The organism is Mycetocola sp. CAN_C7 (assembly GCF_015752285.1).
Taxonomy (GTDB): domain Bacteria; phylum Actinomycetota; class Actinomycetes; order Actinomycetales; family Microbacteriaceae; genus Mycetocola_A.
The window spans coordinates 639,035-656,472 of the sequence record NZ_JADOUY010000001.1 but is presented as its reverse complement, the minus strand read 5'-3'; the positions used below and the strand labels follow the sequence as shown (position 1 = coordinate 656,472).

Here is a 17,438-nt window from a genome sequence, read left to right as displayed (position 1 = left end):
GTGGCCAACATTGACGCATCCCGCACAACCCGCAAGGCTGGACCTTCGCCATATGGGGGTAAACACACATGAACATGAGCCAGGCATTCAACATCTTCCCGATCATCTTCATCGGGGTGCTCGTTCTCATTGCGCTCGTTATCGTCTTCATCATCGTGTCCGCCGCGCGCAACGCCAAGAAGGTGAAAGACGCTGGCCACGACCCGTTCACCCTCCAGACTGACCTGGCCACCCGCGCCATGGACAGCGAGCTTCTTCGCCCCGCAGCCGCCTCTCGCACCACCGAAGAACGCCTCCGCGAACTCGAAACACTCCGTGCCGCCGGCTCCATCACCGCCGAGGAGCACGCCGCCGCCCGCGCCGACATCCTCCGCGGCATTTGACCATCCGCACGGTCAGGCCAGGCCGGGTCACAGCCCTCGCCCTGGCATCCGTTCTCGGGGTCTCGGGATGCTCCGCATCACCCGCACCGCCCCGCGCGACACCCACCTCATCACCGAGCGAGTCGGCGATCGCGCCAAATGTCGCCGCACTCGAGGCCGATCTCAGCGTCCTCGAAGACGAGTACGACGCGACGATCGGGCTCAGCGTGATCGACACCTCTGACGGCTCGACCCTCGGGCATCGCGCCGGCACCCGCTTCGGCTACGCGTCGACCATCAAGGTTCTGGCCGCAGCCGCCCTGCTCGACCAGACGACCCCGGCCGAGCTCGACCAGCTGATCACCTGGACCGAGACGGATGTCACGAACGCCGGCTACTCGCCCGTCACCGGCGAACACGTGGCAACGGGCCTGACTCTCGGCCAGCTGGCCGAGGCGACCGTGCGCACGAGCGACAACGCCGCCCTCAACCTGGTGCTCGGCCAGCTCGGCGGCCCGACCGGGCTCGACGGCATCCTCGAGGCCAACGGCGACGACGTGACCGACGTCGTGCACGAGGAGCCCGCCCTCAACATCCTCACACCCGGCGGCACAGCCGACACCTCCACCCCGCTCGCATTCAGCGGGATGCTCGCGAAGATCGTCTCCGGCGACTACCTCGACGAGTCCGACCAGGCGACTCTTCTCGACTGGATGAGCGGCAACGCCACCGGGAACGCCCTCATCCGCGCCGGTGCACCCGATGGGTGGGATGTGGACGACAAGTCCGGAGGCGCCGGTGCGATCCGCAACGACATCGCTGTCGTGACGCCGCCAGACGGCATCCCGGTGATTCTCACCATCTTCACGACGCGCAACGACCCGGCAGTCGAGTACGACGATGCGCTCGTTGCCGAGACGGCGAGGCTCGCGCTGGCGGCGATTGCCGAGGGGCGCTGACCTCGTCGGAGCGTCGAGGGATCTCGACAAGACCGATCACGGGGCGCGCCCGATCAGCGGAGAGCCCTCGATCAGCGTTGCTCTGGAATGTGCGACGGAGCCTCCGACCCGGCACCAGTGAAGTCGTCACACCTCACGAGCTGGGTGCCGATGCGCTCCAGCGTGCACGACAGAGACGGCGTCGATCCGTTCGCCGGCCGGCCCGGATCCTGCAGTGCCACCGCGGGGCTGACACCCGCGCCGAGAATGATGAGCGCCGCAGCGACGGATGCCGCGAAGCGAGTGATCGATCGTGCCTGAGTCATGAGATGCCTCCGAGCGAAGAAGTTGAGCGAGCGGCTGGGTACGGATGCCACATTCCTCGCCAACGACCTCCAGCCACACCCGGGAGGACCCCTCAGAAACCGTCGATATACCCTCAGACCCCCCTGCCGATCGCTCATCATCGGTGGCACACTGAGCCGCATGACCGCGCACCGGGGGGTGACCGGCCCCGTTCTCGTCGGTCGCGACCAGGAGCTGGGTCTTGTCGACGCGCTGATCGCCGGTGCGGCCGGAGGTGAATCGGCCACACTCCTCATCTCAGGCGAAGCCGGCATGGGAAAGACCGTCCTGGTGCAGGATGCCTGCACCCGCGTCACCGACGACACGGTCGTTCTGACGGGAGCGTGCCTTCCGATGGCCTCCGTCGCCGTGCCGTTTCTCCCGCTCCGGTCATCGCTCCGCGGAGCACCTCCGCTGCCGGGGCACCCCTTCCCCGACCTGTCGACGCCAGACGACACAGCCGTCGTTCGGTTCAACGACTGGCTCGACGATCTCTGCCGCAGCCGCCCCGTGGTGCTGGTCGTCGACGATCTCCACTGGGCCGATCGGAGCACCCTCGACCTGCTGATGTACGCCATCGCCGGGCCGGGCAACCGCCGACTGGCCGTCATCGGCACGATCAGGACTGAGTATCTCAGCGACGACCACCGCCTGTCCCGCTGGCTCGCAGACGTGCGCCGCCTGCCACACGTGAATGAACTCGAGCTCCACGCCCTCGACTCTTTCGCCACCGAGGCTCAAATCGCCGACCTCCTCGGCGGAGCTCCGCACCAGTCACTCGTCCACGACGTCTACGCCCACACCGACGGAAACCCCTACCTCACGCGTCTCGTCGTCGCCGGGCTGCCAGAGAACGCCCGCCACATCGCATCCGATCTTCCAGCTGACCTGCGCTCGGCGGTCCTGCAGTCGTGGCACCTGCTGAGTCCGCCGACCCGCGACCTGACCCGTATCCTCGCGATAAAGGGCGGCCCGGCCTCGGCTCACGAACTCGACGAGCTCATCGATGACCCGGCCGTGGCATCCCTTCTGGCCGAAGCCGTTCACGTCGGCCTTCTCGATGTGACAGGTGATCGGTACTGGTTCCACCACCCGCTCACCGCCGAAGTTCTCGAGCAGAGTCTCACCGTCGACCAGCGCCGAGACCAGCACGCCACGTTCGCGCGGCTTTACGAAGAGCAGGTGCCGGATGCCGCCACCGCCCCCCTCGAGATTCTCGTTGCGATCGCAGACCACCGGTTTCATGCCGCGCAGCCTGCTGAGGCCTACCGGTGGACCCTGCTCGCGTCGATGCGCGTGGCGGAACACGGGAGTTCGATGGAGCTGCTCCGGCTGCTGCAGAGAGCGATCCTTCTGCGAGACGAACTGTCCGACGCAGACGAAACCAGGAGCGAGCTCCTGCACGCGCTCCGCTCTGCCGCTTTCGATGCCGGCGCCCATGAGGTCGAGCTCTCGGCGATCGACGAGCTCCTCGCCGAGACCGATGAAACCACCCATCCTCTCCTCGCGGCCGAACTGATCCTGCGTCGCATGCACTTGCGATTCTCCACAGGCAGGAGCTTCCTGTCTGTCGACGACGCTCTCCATGCGCTCCGTCTCGCCTCAGCCGACGAACGGAGTTGGCAGTTCGCCTTCTCCCTCGCCGAATTCGCTCACGTCGGCTTCTGGCAGAATCACCCGGAAGCCGCCCCTTCTGCGGATCGCGCCCTCGCGCTCGCCCGGGCGTGCGGTCATCCACGGGCGCTCGCATACGCCCTCTGTGCCAAAGCGATGGTCGAGGTCAAGGATGGCCACGGTGCGCCGGCACTCGCACTCGCCAGCGAAGCCATCGCCCCTGCCATTGAGTCCGGCGACTATTGGGCGTTCACTCACGCCTCCCATTGGGAGTCGAATGCGATGGAGTACTGGGCGTCACGCACCTGCTCTGAACACCTGCGGATGCGCCGGGAACAGCTGGTCGAACTGGGGGCGCCACAAACGTATATCTCGTGGCTGTCGGCATCCGAGGCTTCGGGCTGGCTGGCCATCGGCGAGTGGCGAGAATGCCTGCAGCGTCTCCGTGTGGCGCTCGGATCAGACCCCGGGGCGTTCGCCGACGTCAACGCCCGGCTGACGGCGGCGCGACTCGCCGCTCTTCAAGGGCGCGCCCGTGACGCGCAGGCACACCTGGCCCGTGCCGATGAACTGTTCGCCGAGACCACGTCGTTTCTCACCTTCGAATTCGATGCCGTGAGAGCGGAAGTCTGCCTGGCTCTTGATGACCCGGTCGCCGCGTTCGACGCGGCCATGGCCGGCGTTCTCTCGCCAGGGATTCCACCCACGATGTGCGAATGGCTGGTCCCGCTGGCCGCGCGCTCCCTGACCGACCAGGCACAACGCGCAGAGAACTCACGAACGGATGCCGCCGGCATCCGTTACATGCTCGGCAAGCTCGGCGAAGATCACCCGCGCATCATCCGCGACTTCGGTGAATACACGGAACTGTCTGAGCGTCAGGTACTCGCGTTGCAAAATCTCTACGACGCGGAACTCGGCCGAGGGCTGCAGGAATCGACGAATGCCACGCAATGGTTGACGGCGGTTGAGCGATGTCGCGAGGCGGAATTGCCGTGGGAGGAGGCGTACTCGGCCTGGCGGGCGGCTGAGTCGTTGCTCACCCACGGAACCCGACATCGTGACCAGGCAGCCGCCGTGATGCGCGCCGGGGTCGAGCGCGCGGAGGAGTTGCAGGCGATTCCCGTGTTGTCTGCCCTTCGCAACCTGGCGAACAGCGCGCGGATCTCTCTCGCGCCGGTGCCGCACGCCTCGTCCGAGCATCCGGTTTTGCCTGGTCTGACCGCGCGGGAGCGAGAGATCCTCGGCCATCTCGTCGCCGGGCGCACCTACGGTCAGATCGCCCGGGCGCTGACGATCAGCGAGAAGACGGTGAGTTCGCATATCTCGAACATGCTGCGAAAGACCGGCGCGACGAATCGCGTGGACCTGTCGCGACTCGCGACGCAGGCGCAGCGGCATTCGTAGCGCTTGCGCCACCCCGCGTCAGGCGACCGGGTTACGCCGCCACCAGCACCCGCGCCCGCCCCACCGTCACGGCGAGCGCCGCGGCGGCGAGGCTCAACACGGCCACGATGACCACGCCGATCTCGAGTGCCAGCTGCAGACCGGATGCCGTCGCGAGCGCACCCAGGAACAGCGCGATCGCTCCCTGCAAGAAGTAGGCGACGAGGTAGACGCTCGAAATCGTTCCGGCGCGGTGATGCGAGGGCGCGGTTGCGTTGATGAGGCCGAGCCCACCGGAGAAGAGCGAGCTGTAGCCCACTCCGGTCACAACGCCTGCGGCGATGAACAGCAGGAGCGAGTGTTCCATCGACGCGAGCAGCAGCAGCCCGACTCCGAGCAGCGTCGCGACGCCACCGGCAACCACGATCACGTCAGACCGCCAGCGGCGCACAACGAGCGCGCTGGCTCCGATCACGACGGCGTTGAGCGAGATCACCGCACCGTTGACAAGCGCGTTATCCGAACCGATGAGCGCCTGCGCGATGTCGACGCCGAGCGACAGGATCAACGCGCCGAGCGCAAAAGCTCCAGACACGGCCGCTGCCGCAATCGCGAAGCTGCCCCGCAGCCCATGGGGAACAGCAAGCGGTGGCGGGCGCCACCGACCGGCGGCATCCGTTGCCGATCGCCGCGGCAAGAACCAGGCGAACACAGCGACCCCGGCAACAACGACAGACAGAACCCAGAAGTTGAGCTGCGTCGGGATCGGACCGTACTCGATGAGCACCCCGCCGACGAGCGTGGCGAGCGCAAGACCGGCGGCCGTCGACGCGGTCGTGATCGAACTCGCCCGCTTCTCCTGGCCTCGGGCGCTGAACTCCACCATCGCCGCGGTGGCCGGGCTCATCGACAGACCAACGCCGATGCCCATCAGCACACGGCCGGCGAAGATCCAGCCGACGTTCGGGGCGAGCGCAAAGAGCAGCACGCCGGCGAGTGAGGCCGCGAGACCGTAGAGGATGGCCCGCCTCCGCCCGATGTAGTCGGAGAGATTGCCGAACACCACGAGCACGACGACGAGCACCAGCGGATACACGGCGAAGACCGCCGTCGTCACGGCAGGGGTGAGGTTCCACTCAGAGGCGTACAGCGGGTAACTGACGGTCGGCGCCGCGCTCGTCCAGAGCGCGATCGCGACGACGGCCGCTGCGACCCAGAAGCTGGCCCGGCGCGAGAGTGCGTGCATAAGATTCTGCCTTCGAAAAGAATGTAACGGATGCGTCGTTACCAGAGTGTAACGCATGATGCGTTACACTCGAGTCATGGCATCCGATCTCCTCGACTTTCGCCTCGACGGCGGTGCGACCTGGCTCAACCTGCTCGCGACGCGCGGCAGGCCGTTCGCGGCGCATCCGATCGAGCGACTCACCGATGCCGCTCGTCTCGCCGAGTGGCTCGAGGCCGTCGACCTGAATCCCGCTGCCGCACCGACCGACGCAGATCTTGCCGCCACCCGTGCGCTCAGGGAAGCACTACGGGTGCTCGCGCTCGCCGTCACCTCGGACGACGCAGGCGGAGACGCGACGACTCTCGAGCGGTTCCTCACGCCGCCGCCGGCACCAACCGTCATCGACGGCGAACTTCGGATGCCGCAACCCGCCACCACCACGGACGCCCTGTCGCGCATCGCCTGGGAAGGCGCACTGCACCTCGCCGGCCCCGAGCGCCGGAACCTCCACGAGTGCGCGGCCGAGGGCTGCCGCTATGTGTTCGCCGACCCCAGTGGCCGCCGCCGCTACTGCCCGTCGGCTGCGTGCGCGACGCGCGAACGGGTGCGTGCGCACCGGGCGAGGCAGAAAGCATCCGTCACCGCGGCTGACTGATCGGGTCAGACCCGCCGCCCGCTGATCGGGTCTACCCGTCGTACGCGGCCCTCAGCCCGGCGATCTCGATCTTGGTCATGCCGAGCAGCGCCTGCATCACCCGGCCGGCCTTTTCGGGATCCGGGTCGCTCATCAGCTCGCCGAGCACCGGCGGAACGATCTGCCACGAGAGCCCGTACTTGTCTTTCAGCCAGCCGCACATGCTGGGCTCGCCGCCGCCGGCTGTGAGGGCATCCCAGAGTCGGTCGATCTCGCCTTGCTCGTCTGCGGCGAGCGCGAACGACGTCGCCTCGGTGAAGGTGACGTCGGGCCCGCCGTTGATCGCCCGGAATGCGAGGCCATCGAGCACGAAGTCGACAGCGATCGCGGTGCCCGCCGGGAAGGGCGCACCCTCGCCATAGCGCGAGACGTCACTGATCGCCGAGTTCTCGAACACCGACACGTAGAAGGTCGCGGCCTCCTCAGCCTCACTCTTGAACAACAGGCACGGGACGATCTTCTGCATGGTGCACTCCTTCGTGCGTCGTGTCTCTTCGATTTCCTGGGCGACGGATGCCAGCGGCATACGTCGCCATGCTACTCACGCCGGTCGGTGGCGTACAGGGCTCTGGTTCGCAGGAGATGGCACGGGTCTCGACAAGCTCGACCAGCGTGAGATGCGTCGGCGCGGGAGAAGGAGATATGCGCGAGATGAGGATGAGACGTGGGTCTCGGTCCTTATCTGGGGGCTTTCTCCTTGTCTCGGGTTGGTCGCGGCACCCGATTCGCAGGAGACGCCCCTAGACCGCCACCACGACCTTGCCGAGCGGCTGACCCGCGTGCAGGTACTCGATCGCCTCGCCGGCCTGCTCGAGCGGAAACACCCGGTCGACCGGAGGGGTGACGCGTCCGTCTGCCAGCAGCTCGCGCAGGGCTTCGAGAGCATCCTGGTCCTCAGACGACGTCAGTCCGATGATCCTCTGCGGCACGAACAGCGAGATGAGCGGCGCCGCGAGTGACCGACCGAACCCGCCGAGCAGTGCACCACCGCCCTCGCCGCCGACGATGACCAGCGTTCCCCGCCTGCGCATCACCCGCCGCAGCCGCGAGAGCGGGTTGCGCCCGGCGGTGTCGATCACCACGTCGTACGCGTCTGTGCCGACGGTGAAGTCCTCCTTCGTCCGGTCGATGACCCGGGATGCCCCGAGCGACGCGACGAAATCCACCTTGGCCGTGCTGCACACCCCGGTCACCTCTGCGCCGAGAGCCACGGCGATCTGCACCGCGAACGACCCGACACCACCGCCGGCCCCGAGCACGAGCACCTTCTCACCTGCCCGCACCCGACCGGCATCCCGCACCGCGTGCAGGGCGGTGCAACCGGAGACGGGCGAAACCGCCGCCTGCTCGAAACTGAGGTTCGTCGGCTTGAGCACGAGGCGTTCCTCGGGAACGCGAGTGAACTCGGCAAAGCTGCCCCGAAGCGTCGTGCCGAAGACCTCGTCGCCGACGGCGAACCGGGTCACACCGGTGCCGACCTCGGTGACTTCACCGGCGACATCCCGCCCGGCGACGCGCTGCCGTGGACCGCGCAGCCCGAAGAACAGTCGCAGCAGCAGGGGCTTCCCCGCCGTCGTATGCCAGACGCCCGCGTCGACTCCAGCCGCGCGCACTCGCACCATCACCTCGTGCTCGCTCACGACGGGTGGGTCGACGCGCTCGATGTGGAGCACATCGGCTCCTCCGTACCTGTTCTGCACCACTGCTCTCATGATCACTCCTCGGTGATTGTGGGTGCCTGGTACTGAAAGACCGCGTCGAGGGGCACCCCGAAGACTCGCGCGATTTCGAATGCCATCTCGAGCGACGGCGAGTACTTGCCCTGTTCGATGGCGATGATGGTCTGACGGGTGACACCGATGTGGTCGGCGAGTTCGGCCTGGGTCATCTCGCCGTTGTCGAATCGCAGGCGACGGATGTCATTCGTCACCCGCGTCGCCGCCTTCGACCTCACCATGTCGGAAGCCCCCTGCGGTAGGCGATGACCCGGGCGATCGAGCCCAGGAACGCCGACAGCACGAACGCGAGGTAGACGGCATTGGCGATCCAGAAGTACGGGGCCTCGACCATCGCGAGAATCAGGGCGGTGACGGCTCCGATCACCACGAACGACTGCCCGACCGAGTCACCGAACCGGGTGATCTCGCGGTCTCGTTGGTCCTTCTTGCCGGCGTCCTTCGGTGAGAACATCCCGGCGATGATCGTGAATACGATGCCGCCGACGATCCCCCCTCCGATCGTCCACAACATCGTGGTCACCCACGCAGTCTCGAGCAGCGGCACGGATGCCGCCTGCACGGCCACGATCGCGGCGTACGTCGCGTACCCCGCTATCGACACCACCAGCAGGACCCACGCGCTTTTCTCTTCGGATGACATCCGAACTCCTCGTCGTCGTGTGTAAAGAAAACCTTACATTCGCAATGTAAAGAAAACTTGACTTAGTGTCAAGGGGTATTGACTCGATCGGCGGTTGAATCGTGGGAATGTTCTCAGGGTGGGAACAACGACGAATGCCCGGGCGTCACACTGGGGGACGCGCGGTCGCCGCGCAGAAAGAAGGTCACATGCCTCGATTCATTCAGTACACCGAGTTCGGCGGACCAGATGTGCTTCAGCTCCTGACCGTCGACAAGCCGCAGGCGGGGCCGGGCGAGGTCGTCATCCGGGTCAAGGCCGCCGGGCTCAATCCCGTCGACTTCAAGATCTTCCGGGGCCCTGCCGCCGAGATCTACGGCGCCACCCTTCCGTCCGGCGTCGGCAACGACTTCTCCGGCATCATCGAGCAGGTCGGGGAGGGCGTGACCACCTGGGCTGTCGGAGACGAGGTGCTCGGCGGCGCGCGCAACCATGCACTTACGGACTTCATCGTGATGCCGGCCGACGGCATCCTCGTTCGCAAACCGGCCGGACTCTCGTTCGAGGTGGCCGCAGCGCTCACCGTCGTCGGGCGCACCGCCTGAACCACCGTCGAGCACTTCACACTGACGGATGCCGACACCGTGCTGATCAGCGCAGCCGCAGGTGGCGTCGGAGTGCTGGCGTCACAGCTCGCCGTGCGCACCGGCGCGACGGTCATCGGTACAGCAAGCCCCGCAAACCATGAGTTTCTGCGCTCGCTCGGTGTCACCCCCGTCGCACACGGCGATGGAATGGTCGAGCGCCTGCGCGAGGCCGCTCCTCGCGGTTACACCGCCGTCCTCGACAACCACGGGCCGGACACCATCGAGGCCGCGCTCGAACTCGGCGTTCCGATCGAGCGCATCAACACGATCGCCACGTACGGACCGGCAGACCGGGGCGCGAGCCACATCGGCGGTGCCCAGGCGAACAGCGACGACCTGTTGCACGTGGCCGAATTGCTGGCATCCGGCGAGCTACAGCTGCCGATCAGCGAGATCTACCCGCTCGAGCGGGCCGCCGAGGCTTACGAGCAGCTCGAAGAGGGCCACGTGCGCGGCAAGATCGTGCTCGTCACGGACTGAAACCTACCTCGCGAGTTGCTGGGTTTGCAGGGGTCGGGTCGCGCCCTGACCCCTGCAAACCCAGCAACTCGCGTAGAGGAGTCAGCCGAGGTGCGCGAGCGACGCCCGGAGCGCCTCCGCTGAACGGTGCAGCAGGTCGACCTCGACGTCGTCCATCGGAACAGTTAGAGTGCGCTCCACCCCGCGGGCGCCCACGATTGACGGAACGCTCAGCGCGACCCCGTCGATGCCGCGGTACCCGTGCAGCATGCTCGACACCGGCAGGATCGCCCGCTCGTTGCGCAGGACCGCCTCGACGATGCGTGCGCCCGAGAGTCCGATCGCGTAGTTCGTCGCGCCCTTGCCCTCGATGATCTTGTAGGCGGCGTGCACGACATCCGAGGTGAGTGATTCGAGCCGCTCCCGTGGAAAGAGCAACGTTCCTGCCTCGTCTGTCCAGTCCTTGAGCGGGGTCTGGCCGATCGTGGCATCCGACCACAGGGCGAACTCACTGTCGCCGTGCTCGCCCACGATGAGGGCGTGCACGTTCTGCGGGGCCACTCCGGCCGACTCCGCCAGCAACCAGCGGAGCCGTGCCGAATCGAGCACCGTCCCCGACGAGAACAGGCGGCCGGGCGGCAGGTCCACCAGGTCGTCTGCGATCGCGGTGAGCACGTCGCACGGGTTGGTGACGAGCACGAACACGGCATGCGGGGCGAGCTCGACCAGGCGCGGCAGCAGCTTCTCGAGGATGCGCGCATTCGTGCCGGCGAGGTCGAGGCGCGTCTGCCCCGGCTCCTGCTTTGCGCCCGCGGTGATGACGACGACATCCGAATCGGCAACGACCTCGATGTCGCCCCCGCCGGTGATGCGCGACGACCCGGTGAACGGCGTGCCGTGCGCGAGGTCGAGCACCTCGGCTTCAGCCCGCGACGCGTTGAGGTCGTAGAGCGTCACCTCGCGCGCCGAGTTGCGGATCAACGCCGCATACGCCAGCGACGATCCCACGCTTCCTGCACCGATGACCGACAGTTTCGTGTTGCGCACAGGACTCATGGCCCCATTATTGCGGTGCGCGACGCCGCGGGCATCCGTTGTGGTCGGATGCGTTCGCGCGCGAAGGCATCCGTTCCGGACGAGAGTTCCCGGCACACCGGATGCCCTCGACCGCTTCGGGTGCTTTCGGCCAGCGGATGCCGCACGCGGTCGACGGATGCCGACGGCCGCACGGTCCGCCGACGGCTAGCACGCGCCCAGCACGAGACAAGGTAGAAGGCCCCGGGTAAGGACGGAATGTGAGTTCCGATCCTTACCCGGGGCCGATGTCCTTGTCTCAGGAGAGTATCCGGGTGTTACTCCGCAGCGGCTGGAGCGGTAGCAGCTGCCGGAGCTGCACGAGCGTCGGTGCCGGCCGACCCCGCGGCATCCGTCGATGCACCGGCGGCAGCCGAGCGGCCGCCAACGAATCCGTTGAGCAGCGACGCGAGATCGATACCCGTGGAGTCCTTGAGCAGCTGGGTGACCTCGGTGACGTTGCCGACGACCTGCTTCGACAGGTGCGATGCCCCGTCGGTTGAGATGACCGTGAGGTTGTCGATCGCTCCGTACGGTGCGGCGAGCTGCTTGGCGATCTCGGGCAGGATCTCGATGGCACGCTGCTGCAGCAGTGCCTCGGACTCGTCCCGAAGCGCTGCGACGCGCAGCTCGGTGGCCCGGGCCTCAGCTTCACCCTTGGCGAAGATGGCGGCGGCCTCGGCCTCACCCTCAGCGCGGGTTGCCTCGGACTCGGCGATACGACGGTCACGGTCGGCCTTGGCCTCAGCGACGACCTGGGACGCGTGCGCCTCGGCGATCTGACGGATGCGGTACGACTCGGCATCCGCGGTCTTGCGCACGTCGGCGTTGAGCTGCTGCTCACGCAGGGCGGTCTCGCGCTGGGCGGTGACCTCGCGCTGCTGCAGGATGCCCTGCTGTGCGAACGCCTCGGCGAGCGGCTTCGCTGCCTCGGCTTCGGCGAGCGCCTTGTCGGTCTCGCTCTTGATCGACGCGTTCTTCAGCGACAGTTCACGGTTGGCGTCTGCGATCGCTTCAGCGGCCTCGATGCGGGCCTGCTCGGATGCCCGGGCAGACACCGATTCGGCGATCTCAGCGGCCTGGCGCACGCGAGCCTGCTCCGGACGACCGAGGTCGGTGATGTAGCCCTTGTCGTCGGCGATCTCCTTGATCTGGAACGTGTCGACGTCGAGACCCTGGTTGAGCAGCGAGGTCCGTGCTGCTTCGATGACCTGCTCGGCGAGGCCGGCCCGGTCGCGGATGATCTCCTCGACCGTGAGGTTACCGATCGATGAACGCAACGAACCCGAGAGCACCTCCTGGGTGAACGGTTCGATGTGCTGGTCCTGCCCGAGGAATCGCTGGGCGGCCGAACGGATGGCCCCATCGCTGTCGCCGACCTTGACGACGGCGACGGCCTCGATGCGGATCGTCACGCCGTTGCGCGTCTGCGCCACCACCTGGATGCCGATGGCGCGCGAGCGCAGCGACATCGAGAACTGCTTCTGCAGGAACGGGATGACGAAGACACCGCCACCCTGCACCACCTTCTGCCCCGTCAGATCGGTGATCGTGCGGCCGTCAGCCCCGACGGACTTGCGCGCACGACGACCGGTGACGATGATCGCTTCATCGGGCTGCGCGATCTTGTAGCGCCCCTGGATGAAGCCGATGATCACGAGCAGCAGGACGATCCCCACCACTACCGCGACGATGACCGGGCTGACGATGATTCCTAGCAGTTCCATGATTCCCCTCGTGCCGGCGGTCCTGTCGGCGCCCCCAGCCTATCGGTGGCACATTTCGAGGAGGGAAAGTCGGATGCCCCGCTTTCGGGAGGAAAAACCGCAGGTCCGTCTGCGTATAGACGTTGAACGTCCATTCTCGTCCCGACGTTCACCGGGAGGGCCTGCGGTCAGCGCCGAGGGTTCGGCGGCGCCTGCTGCACACCGATGAAGAACCAGGCGAGGGCCCCGAGGAACGGGGCGACGACGACGATGAGCACCCAGATCGCCTTGGCCGTCGCGTCGAGCAGCGAGCGGGAGATCTGCGTGAGTGCGATGATCCAGAGCGTGAGCGCCCCGGCGAAGATCGCCAGCCACAGCAGAACGAACAGAATGTGCCAGCCGCCGAGCCCCGTTGTCATGGCGCCACGTTAGCAGCAGGCGTCAGGCGGTGATGGTCATCTCCGCGACGAGACCGTCGTCGACCGTGAAGCTGAAATGACTTTGGCCATTGAATCCACCGCCACCGACGATCGTGGTCACGGTGGAGAAGACGCCGGTCGTGATCTCGGCGGCGACATCGAGGGTGACGTCGACGCCGATGAACTCGGCATCCGACCACGCCCTGATCGCGTCGCGGCCGGTGAAGACACGACCCCAGTCGTTGACGACGCCGTCGGGGGCGAAGGTATCGAGGAATCCGTCGGTGTCGCCGGAGTTCGCAGCGGCGATCAATCTCGCCACCGGCTCTGGAAGCGTGGAAGCCATGTCGGTTCCTCTCTCACGTGTTGCTGCCACTCACGTTAGACCTGAACGAGCATGCGGTAAATAGTGGTCTGAACCCCGCTACCCTGTTGCGGGGGTTGATGATGACTGGGGAACGAGACGGCACTCTGCTGGGGTCGATACGACGGGCGTTGGCGCTCGTGGACATCGTGGCGAATGCCAGCCGGCCGATGCCGGTGAAGGCTCTCGCGCAGGCATCGGGTCTCACTCTCGGCACGACGTACAACATCGTCCGTACCCTCATCCATGAGGGCTACCTCTGGAACGAAGCCGACGGGCTCGTGCTCGGCCGTCGGTTCCCGAGCCTCCGCGCACAGGAGGCAGACGGCGTGTTCCTCGCCCGCGTGCGCACGGCACTGCACCAGGTGACCGCCGACCTCGGAGCCACCGCGTATCTCTCGCGCTTCACCGACGGTGAGGTCCACCTCGTCGACATCGTCGATGCGGCAAACAGTCCGCGGGTCGAGGTGTGGGTCGGCGTCGACAACAGTGCACACGCCTCCGCGCTCGGCAAGCGCATCCTCGGCGAGCTCGATTCTGAGAATCGCCTCGAGTACCTGTCGCGGCATCCGCTCGACCAGCTCACCCCGAACACCATCCTCGACCAGCCCACCCTGCTGAGGCAGCTCGATGAACACACCCAGGTCTCCGTCGACCAGGAGGAGTACATGCTCGGCTTCAACTGCCTCGCCGTACCCGTGCGCGCGCCGGGCGTGGTCGCGTCCCTCGCCGTCTCTGCACTCGCCGATGACACACCGGACGACCTGCCCGCCGTACTCCAGCGTCTGAAGTCCTCTGCCGCGAGGCTGTCGCTCCAACTCGGGGCCGACCGCCTCGCGTGACCGTGTTTCAGTATCTGAAATCACCGCCCTAGCTACCCGCGATCTCCCCGGCTAGCGTCAAGTTGCAGCCTGTGCACATCGCGTTTACGCGGCGGCGCATTCGATGCGTCGGCGACCTGCACTGGCTCGCCTTTCCGGGGGGAATAAGAGGATGTCGCGATTGACGCACGCCGCGACATCGACCGGGGCGAGGGGGTGCCCACTGCGCGTGGGTGCCCCCTCATCCCGGCACGCGGATGCCGTCGACCCTGACAACAGGTGAGTCGGCACCGCGGCAGGCTGCTCGTAGAGGAACGGATGCTCCTCCGCGGCGCAGCACATCAGCGCGCCAGGATGTCGGCGAGTCCGTCTCAGCGCAGCAACGAGGCAGCGAGCTGCGTGAAGATGACGGTCAGCAGCGGGGGAGCGACCGCGATGGCCGTCACGCCGATCGCCGCGATCGAGCCGAGCGACCACAGGCTTCGTCTGGTGGCCGCCGTGCGTACTTCGTGGTCGATGTTCATGAACCGGGCCATGGCATCCGCGTTCGGGGCCGACGGAACGGTGCGCCAGGTTCCCGGATCGTCGATGACATCGACGACCCGCTCGACTTCGTCCGGGGTGAGAACGACGGGCCGTTTGAGCAGCCAGCGGCGCAGACGTCGCGCGTCGAGCACCGCGACGAGGTCCGGCCACTCCTTCACCACGATCGATGAGGCACCGTGGACAGCGACGACCGCTCGCGCCCGGCCGTCGAGGCCGAGCCGTTTGTGCACGAGCTTGGTCACCCGGGCGGCCTCGAACTCGGCGTTGCGGATGTGCGGCTGCCGCTGCCCCGAGACCATGAACGTGCGGTTGGCGACCCAGATCGGCTTGCCGCGATGGTGCTTCGTGTTGATGGTGAAGACCCCGCCGGGGCCGACGACGAGGTGATCGATGTCGGCTTCCTTCGTGCCGACGGGGAGCGCATGAAAGACGGTCCAACCAGCCGGAAGCGCGTCGAGCATCCGCCCGACGGCGAGCTCGCCCTGGGCACCGAGGTACCACGCCGTTCCGCTGCCGCTGAGAGGCGAACGGCCGAGCACGCGTGCGACGCGACTCCGCGGAACCAGGTGGGTCTGGTCGCCGATGAGTTCTTCGATCACGGACTGCGCGGCAAAGCGTTGACGCATGCTCGTTGCGGTGGCGGTCACGGGGCTCCTCTGTAACTTTTTTTCGACATTAGCGACCGTCCCGTGCGCGGTCGCCTCCCCAGAAAGGGCATGAGGATCCGTCGCTATTTCGAACGGATGCCGCGCAGCGCCACCAAGCGGAAACACGCGAGAACGCCCCGCAGAAGTGGACTCCTGCCGGGCGTTCTGGGGGTATTCAGACCGAGACGTCGCCGATCAGGTACACCCGCACGCCGAGCTCAGCGAACAGCGCCGCCTTGGCGATCAGCGCCCTGTCGGCCGACGCGGCATCGGGCGCGTAGACGACCTGCGCGTGGTTGGCCTTGTGGCGAGCCATGTACTGGTCGCGGGTCACACCGCGCAGCACGACGTGGGCGATCGGCCACTCCGGGTTCGTGGCCTGCTTGCGCCGTTCCGTCTCGGCTGCAGGCAGTTCGACGACGCTTGCACGTCCGATGTCGAGGTTGAGCACGCCGTCGGCGATGTAGACGCGGGACCAGACGATCTCGCCAGGCTTCGACACACCGTTGATGGTGCTGCCGCCAGCGGGGAAGAACACCGGGTCCTGCCGCCAGCCCTCGGCGTGATCGTATCCGCCGAGGTGCGACGCGGGTACGGATCCGGAGATCTCGTACACCCAGACGAATTCGCCGTCGAACTCCTCACCCCAGCGCACGTCGTGGAGGGTGTTGTCTGGCACGAGGCCCATCGCACGCCAGACCCGGTCGGTGATGAGAGCATCCACAGCGACGCCCTCGTCTGCCTCATTGAAGTGCGGGAATGCCTTGCCGTCGTGCAGCACACGTGAGCCGTCGCGGCTGGTGACCGGCGGGCGCTCGGTCGCGTTGAGCAGGCCCTCGGCCAGGTCGCTTGCGGGCACCAGGTCCTTCAGACCCTGCTGGTACTGGATGCCGACGGCATCCAACCCGAAGTCGTCGCTGATGCGCAGCGCGGCGATGTACATCTTGTACTGCCAGGTGAGCTGCTCTTCGGTGAGTTCGGTGGCGTCATCCGTGCCGACCCTGAAGGTCATGCCGGCCTTGATCAGCCACTCGCCGACGGCGGCGGCATCCGTTTCGCTGACGGTGAGCATCTCGGCGTAGAGGGCGCTCTGTGAGAGTCGCTCCTTGTAGATGCCGAGGGTGTTGAGCAGCTCGTCGTCGAAGATGGCGTTGTACATGCCCATGCAGCCCTCGTCGAAGACCCCGATGATGGCCTTTTCGGTTGTGAGCTGGCGGGCGAGGGCGACGCCGAGTTCCTTCTCAGGCGAGTCGGGCAGAGCGGGCAGCGGCCGCACGTGGGATGCGTCGTGGCTGATCGAGCCGGTCTCGACCCAGCTGCGGATGCCGTCGAGGAACCACTCGTCGGTGAAGTCGACGCTCCAGATCGTGGAGTAGTCGGTGCCCATCTTGGTCAGGCCGGCGTTGAGGCCGAGCAGGCCGACGAGTCCGGGCCAGTCTGGAGCGAAGTTCGCGACGGTGAGGATGGGGCCGCGGTGGGTGCGCAGGCCGGCGAGCACGTGGTGGCTGTACTGCCACACGGCCTCAGCGACGATGAGCGGTGCGGTCGGCGGGATGTTCCGGAAGACGTCGAGTCCCATCCGCTGACTACGGATGAAGCCGTGGCCAAGCTCGGGGTCGATCGGGTTGCCGCGCTGCACGGTCCAGCCGATGCCGGCGAACGCCTTCTCGAGGTCGCGTTCCATCGCCTCCTGCACGGGCCAGCCGGCCGTGTTGGCCGACTCGCGGAGGTCTCCGCTCGAGATGAGGTAGGCGGTCTTCGGTTCGGCGACCGCCTCTGCTGACGTGGCCGGAAGGCTGTAGGTGGACATCATTGGCTCCTTGGACGTAC

19 protein-coding genes are annotated in these 17,438 nt (G+C 66.8%); 7 read left to right on the top strand and 12 right to left on the bottom strand.

Annotation, left to right across the window (positions count from 1 at the left end; translation table 11 throughout):
• Positions 1–68: 68 nt before the first annotated feature.
• Both IWX78_RS03165 and bla read left to right on the top strand, forming a co-directional pair.
• Positions 69–383 (top strand): SHOCT domain-containing protein, encoded by a 315-nt coding sequence (locus IWX78_RS03165; RefSeq protein WP_196831912.1) that lies wholly within the window; start codon positions 69–71, stop codon positions 381–383.
• A complete protein-coding gene (gene bla / locus IWX78_RS03160) occupies positions 380–1,321 on the top strand; it encodes a class A beta-lactamase (protein WP_196831911.1) in 942 nt (313 codons plus the stop codon). Before IWX78_RS03165 ends, bla begins: the two co-directional genes overlap by 4 nt.
• A 71-nt stretch (positions 1,322–1,392) precedes the next feature.
• On the opposite strand, the gene IWX78_RS03155 is transcribed toward bla, so the two are convergent.
• Positions 1,393–1,626 carry a hypothetical protein gene (locus IWX78_RS03155; RefSeq protein ID WP_196831910.1) on the bottom strand — a complete coding sequence of 78 codons (234 nt, stop codon included), beginning with the start codon at positions 1,624–1,626 and terminating at the stop codon, positions 1,393–1,395.
• 160 nt (positions 1,627–1,786) lie between these two features.
• Between IWX78_RS03155 and IWX78_RS03150 the strand changes: the two genes are divergently transcribed.
• Positions 1,787–4,666, top strand: coding sequence for a helix-turn-helix transcriptional regulator (locus IWX78_RS03150; protein ID WP_196831909.1), 2,880 nt, complete (start codon positions 1,787–1,789; stop codon positions 4,664–4,666).
• A gap of 31 nt (positions 4,667–4,697) precedes the next feature.
• On the opposite strand, the gene IWX78_RS03145 is transcribed toward IWX78_RS03150, so the two are convergent.
• On the bottom strand, positions 4,698–5,891 hold the full coding sequence (locus IWX78_RS03145) for an MFS transporter (RefSeq protein WP_196831908.1): 1,194 nt from the start codon (positions 5,889–5,891) through the stop codon (positions 4,698–4,700).
• Between the two features lie 76 nt (positions 5,892–5,967).
• On the opposite strand from IWX78_RS03145, the gene IWX78_RS03140 reads away from it, so the two are divergent.
• Positions 5,968–6,528, top strand: a complete 561-nt coding sequence (locus IWX78_RS03140) for a CGNR zinc finger domain-containing protein (protein WP_196831907.1) — start codon at positions 5,968–5,970, stop codon at positions 6,526–6,528.
• A 31-nt stretch (positions 6,529–6,559) separates the two neighbouring features.
• Here the strand turns inward: IWX78_RS03140 and IWX78_RS03135 are convergent, their stop codons facing one another.
• The 4 genes from IWX78_RS03135 to IWX78_RS03120 form a co-directional block, all read right to left on the bottom strand.
• Positions 6,560–7,033 carry a VOC family protein gene (locus IWX78_RS03135; protein ID WP_196831906.1) on the bottom strand — a complete coding sequence of 158 codons (474 nt, stop codon included), beginning with the start codon at positions 7,031–7,033 and terminating at the stop codon, positions 6,560–6,562.
• Between the two features lie 274 nt (positions 7,034–7,307).
• Entirely contained in the window at positions 7,308–8,279 is a 972-nt protein-coding gene (locus tag IWX78_RS03130) for an NAD(P)-dependent alcohol dehydrogenase (protein ID WP_196831905.1), read from the bottom strand.
• A gap of 2 nt (positions 8,280–8,281) precedes the next feature.
• Entirely contained in the window at positions 8,282–8,524 is a 243-nt protein-coding gene (locus IWX78_RS03125; RefSeq protein ID WP_196831904.1) for a helix-turn-helix transcriptional regulator, read from the bottom strand.
• On the bottom strand, positions 8,518–8,946 hold the full coding sequence (locus IWX78_RS03120; RefSeq protein ID WP_196831903.1) for a hypothetical protein: 429 nt from the start codon (positions 8,944–8,946) through the stop codon (positions 8,518–8,520). Before IWX78_RS03120 ends, IWX78_RS03125 begins: the two co-directional genes overlap by 7 nt.
• Before the next feature lie 188 nt (positions 8,947–9,134).
• Here IWX78_RS03120 and IWX78_RS16330 point away from each other — a divergent pair, with 188 nt between their 5' ends.
• On the top strand, positions 9,135–9,530 hold the full coding sequence (locus tag IWX78_RS16330; RefSeq protein ID WP_334684525.1) for an alcohol dehydrogenase catalytic domain-containing protein: 396 nt from the start codon (positions 9,135–9,137) through the stop codon (positions 9,528–9,530).
• Positions 9,531–9,569: 39 nt separating this feature from the next.
• Positions 9,570–10,052: a zinc-binding dehydrogenase gene (locus tag IWX78_RS16325; RefSeq protein WP_334684524.1), complete on the top strand. Its 483-nt coding sequence runs from the start codon at positions 9,570–9,572 to the stop codon at positions 10,050–10,052.
• 81 nt (positions 10,053–10,133) lie between these two features.
• On the opposite strand, the gene IWX78_RS03110 is transcribed toward IWX78_RS16325, so the two are convergent.
• The 4 genes from IWX78_RS03110 to IWX78_RS03095 all read right to left on the bottom strand — a co-directional run bounded on the left by IWX78_RS03110 (position 10,134) and on the right by IWX78_RS03095 (position 13,576).
• On the bottom strand, positions 10,134–11,087 hold the full coding sequence (locus IWX78_RS03110) for an L-lactate dehydrogenase (protein ID WP_196831902.1): 954 nt from the start codon (positions 11,085–11,087) through the stop codon (positions 10,134–10,136).
• Between the two features lie 296 nt (positions 11,088–11,383).
• Entirely contained in the window at positions 11,384–12,832 is a 1,449-nt protein-coding gene (locus tag IWX78_RS03105; RefSeq protein WP_196831901.1) for a flotillin family protein, read from the bottom strand.
• A gap of 167 nt (positions 12,833–12,999) precedes the next feature.
• On the bottom strand, positions 13,000–13,230 hold the full coding sequence (locus tag IWX78_RS03100) for a PLD nuclease N-terminal domain-containing protein (protein WP_196831900.1): 231 nt from the start codon (positions 13,228–13,230) through the stop codon (positions 13,000–13,002).
• A 22-nt stretch (positions 13,231–13,252) separates the two neighbouring features.
• Entirely contained in the window at positions 13,253–13,576 is a 324-nt protein-coding gene (locus IWX78_RS03095; protein ID WP_196831899.1) for a nuclear transport factor 2 family protein, read from the bottom strand.
• Between the two features lie 98 nt (positions 13,577–13,674).
• Here IWX78_RS03095 and IWX78_RS03090 point away from each other — a divergent pair, with 98 nt between their 5' ends.
• The gene (locus IWX78_RS03090; protein ID WP_196831898.1) at positions 13,675–14,436 is read left to right on the top strand and encodes an IclR family transcriptional regulator; all 762 of its coding nucleotides are present in this window, start codon (positions 13,675–13,677) and stop codon (positions 14,434–14,436) included.
• A 350-nt stretch (positions 14,437–14,786) separates the two neighbouring features.
• On the opposite strand, the gene IWX78_RS03085 is transcribed toward IWX78_RS03090, so the two are convergent.
• On the bottom strand, positions 14,787–15,608 hold the full coding sequence (locus tag IWX78_RS03085; protein WP_196831897.1) for a nuclease-related domain-containing protein: 822 nt from the start codon (positions 15,606–15,608) through the stop codon (positions 14,787–14,789).
• 175 nt (positions 15,609–15,783) lie between these two features.
• Positions 15,784–17,421, bottom strand: coding sequence for a fucose isomerase (locus IWX78_RS03080; RefSeq protein ID WP_334684523.1), 1,638 nt, complete (start codon positions 17,419–17,421; stop codon positions 15,784–15,786).
• Positions 17,422–17,438: the final 17 nt, after the last annotated feature.

What these genes read in the sequence shown, in the direction of transcription:
- IWX78_RS03150 (WP_196831909.1), top strand. Translation starts at nt 1,787, where the DNA reads ATGACCGCGCACCGGGGGGTGACCGGCCCCGTTCTCGTCGGTCGCGAC.
- IWX78_RS16330 (WP_334684525.1), top strand. Translation starts at nt 9,135, where the DNA reads ATGCCTCGATTCATTCAGTACACCGAGTTCGGCGGACCAGATGTGCTT.
- IWX78_RS03155 (WP_196831910.1), bottom strand. Translation starts at nt 1,626, where the DNA reads ATGACTCAGGCACGATCGATCACTCGCTTCGCGGCATCCGTCGCTGCG.
- IWX78_RS03120 (WP_196831903.1), bottom strand. Translation starts at nt 8,946, where the DNA reads ATGTCATCCGAAGAGAAAAGCGCGTGGGTCCTGCTGGTGGTGTCGATA.
- IWX78_RS03140 (WP_196831907.1), top strand. Translation starts at nt 5,968, where the DNA reads ATGGCATCCGATCTCCTCGACTTTCGCCTCGACGGCGGTGCGACCTGG.
- IWX78_RS03165 (WP_196831912.1), top strand. Translation starts at nt 69, where the DNA reads ATGAACATGAGCCAGGCATTCAACATCTTCCCGATCATCTTCATCGGG.
- IWX78_RS03110 (WP_196831902.1), bottom strand. Translation starts at nt 11,087, where the DNA reads ATGAGTCCTGTGCGCAACACGAAACTGTCGGTCATCGGTGCAGGAAGC.
- IWX78_RS03095 (WP_196831899.1), bottom strand. Translation starts at nt 13,576, where the DNA reads ATGGCTTCCACGCTTCCAGAGCCGGTGGCGAGATTGATCGCCGCTGCG.
- IWX78_RS03125 (WP_196831904.1), bottom strand. Translation starts at nt 8,524, where the DNA reads ATGGTGAGGTCGAAGGCGGCGACGCGGGTGACGAATGACATCCGTCGC.
- IWX78_RS03145 (WP_196831908.1), bottom strand. Translation starts at nt 5,891, where the DNA reads ATGCACGCACTCTCGCGCCGGGCCAGCTTCTGGGTCGCAGCGGCCGTC.
- IWX78_RS03100 (WP_196831900.1), bottom strand. Translation starts at nt 13,230, where the DNA reads ATGACAACGGGGCTCGGCGGCTGGCACATTCTGTTCGTTCTGCTGTGG.
- IWX78_RS03105 (WP_196831901.1), bottom strand. Translation starts at nt 12,832, where the DNA reads ATGGAACTGCTAGGAATCATCGTCAGCCCGGTCATCGTCGCGGTAGTG.
- IWX78_RS03080 (WP_334684523.1), bottom strand. Translation starts at nt 17,421, where the DNA reads ATGATGTCCACCTACAGCCTTCCGGCCACGTCAGCAGAGGCGGTCGCC.
- IWX78_RS03090 (WP_196831898.1), top strand. Translation starts at nt 13,675, where the DNA reads ATGATGACTGGGGAACGAGACGGCACTCTGCTGGGGTCGATACGACGG.
- IWX78_RS03130 (WP_196831905.1), bottom strand. Translation starts at nt 8,279, where the DNA reads ATGAGAGCAGTGGTGCAGAACAGGTACGGAGGAGCCGATGTGCTCCAC.
- IWX78_RS03135 (WP_196831906.1), bottom strand. Translation starts at nt 7,033, where the DNA reads ATGCAGAAGATCGTCCCGTGCCTGTTGTTCAAGAGTGAGGCTGAGGAG.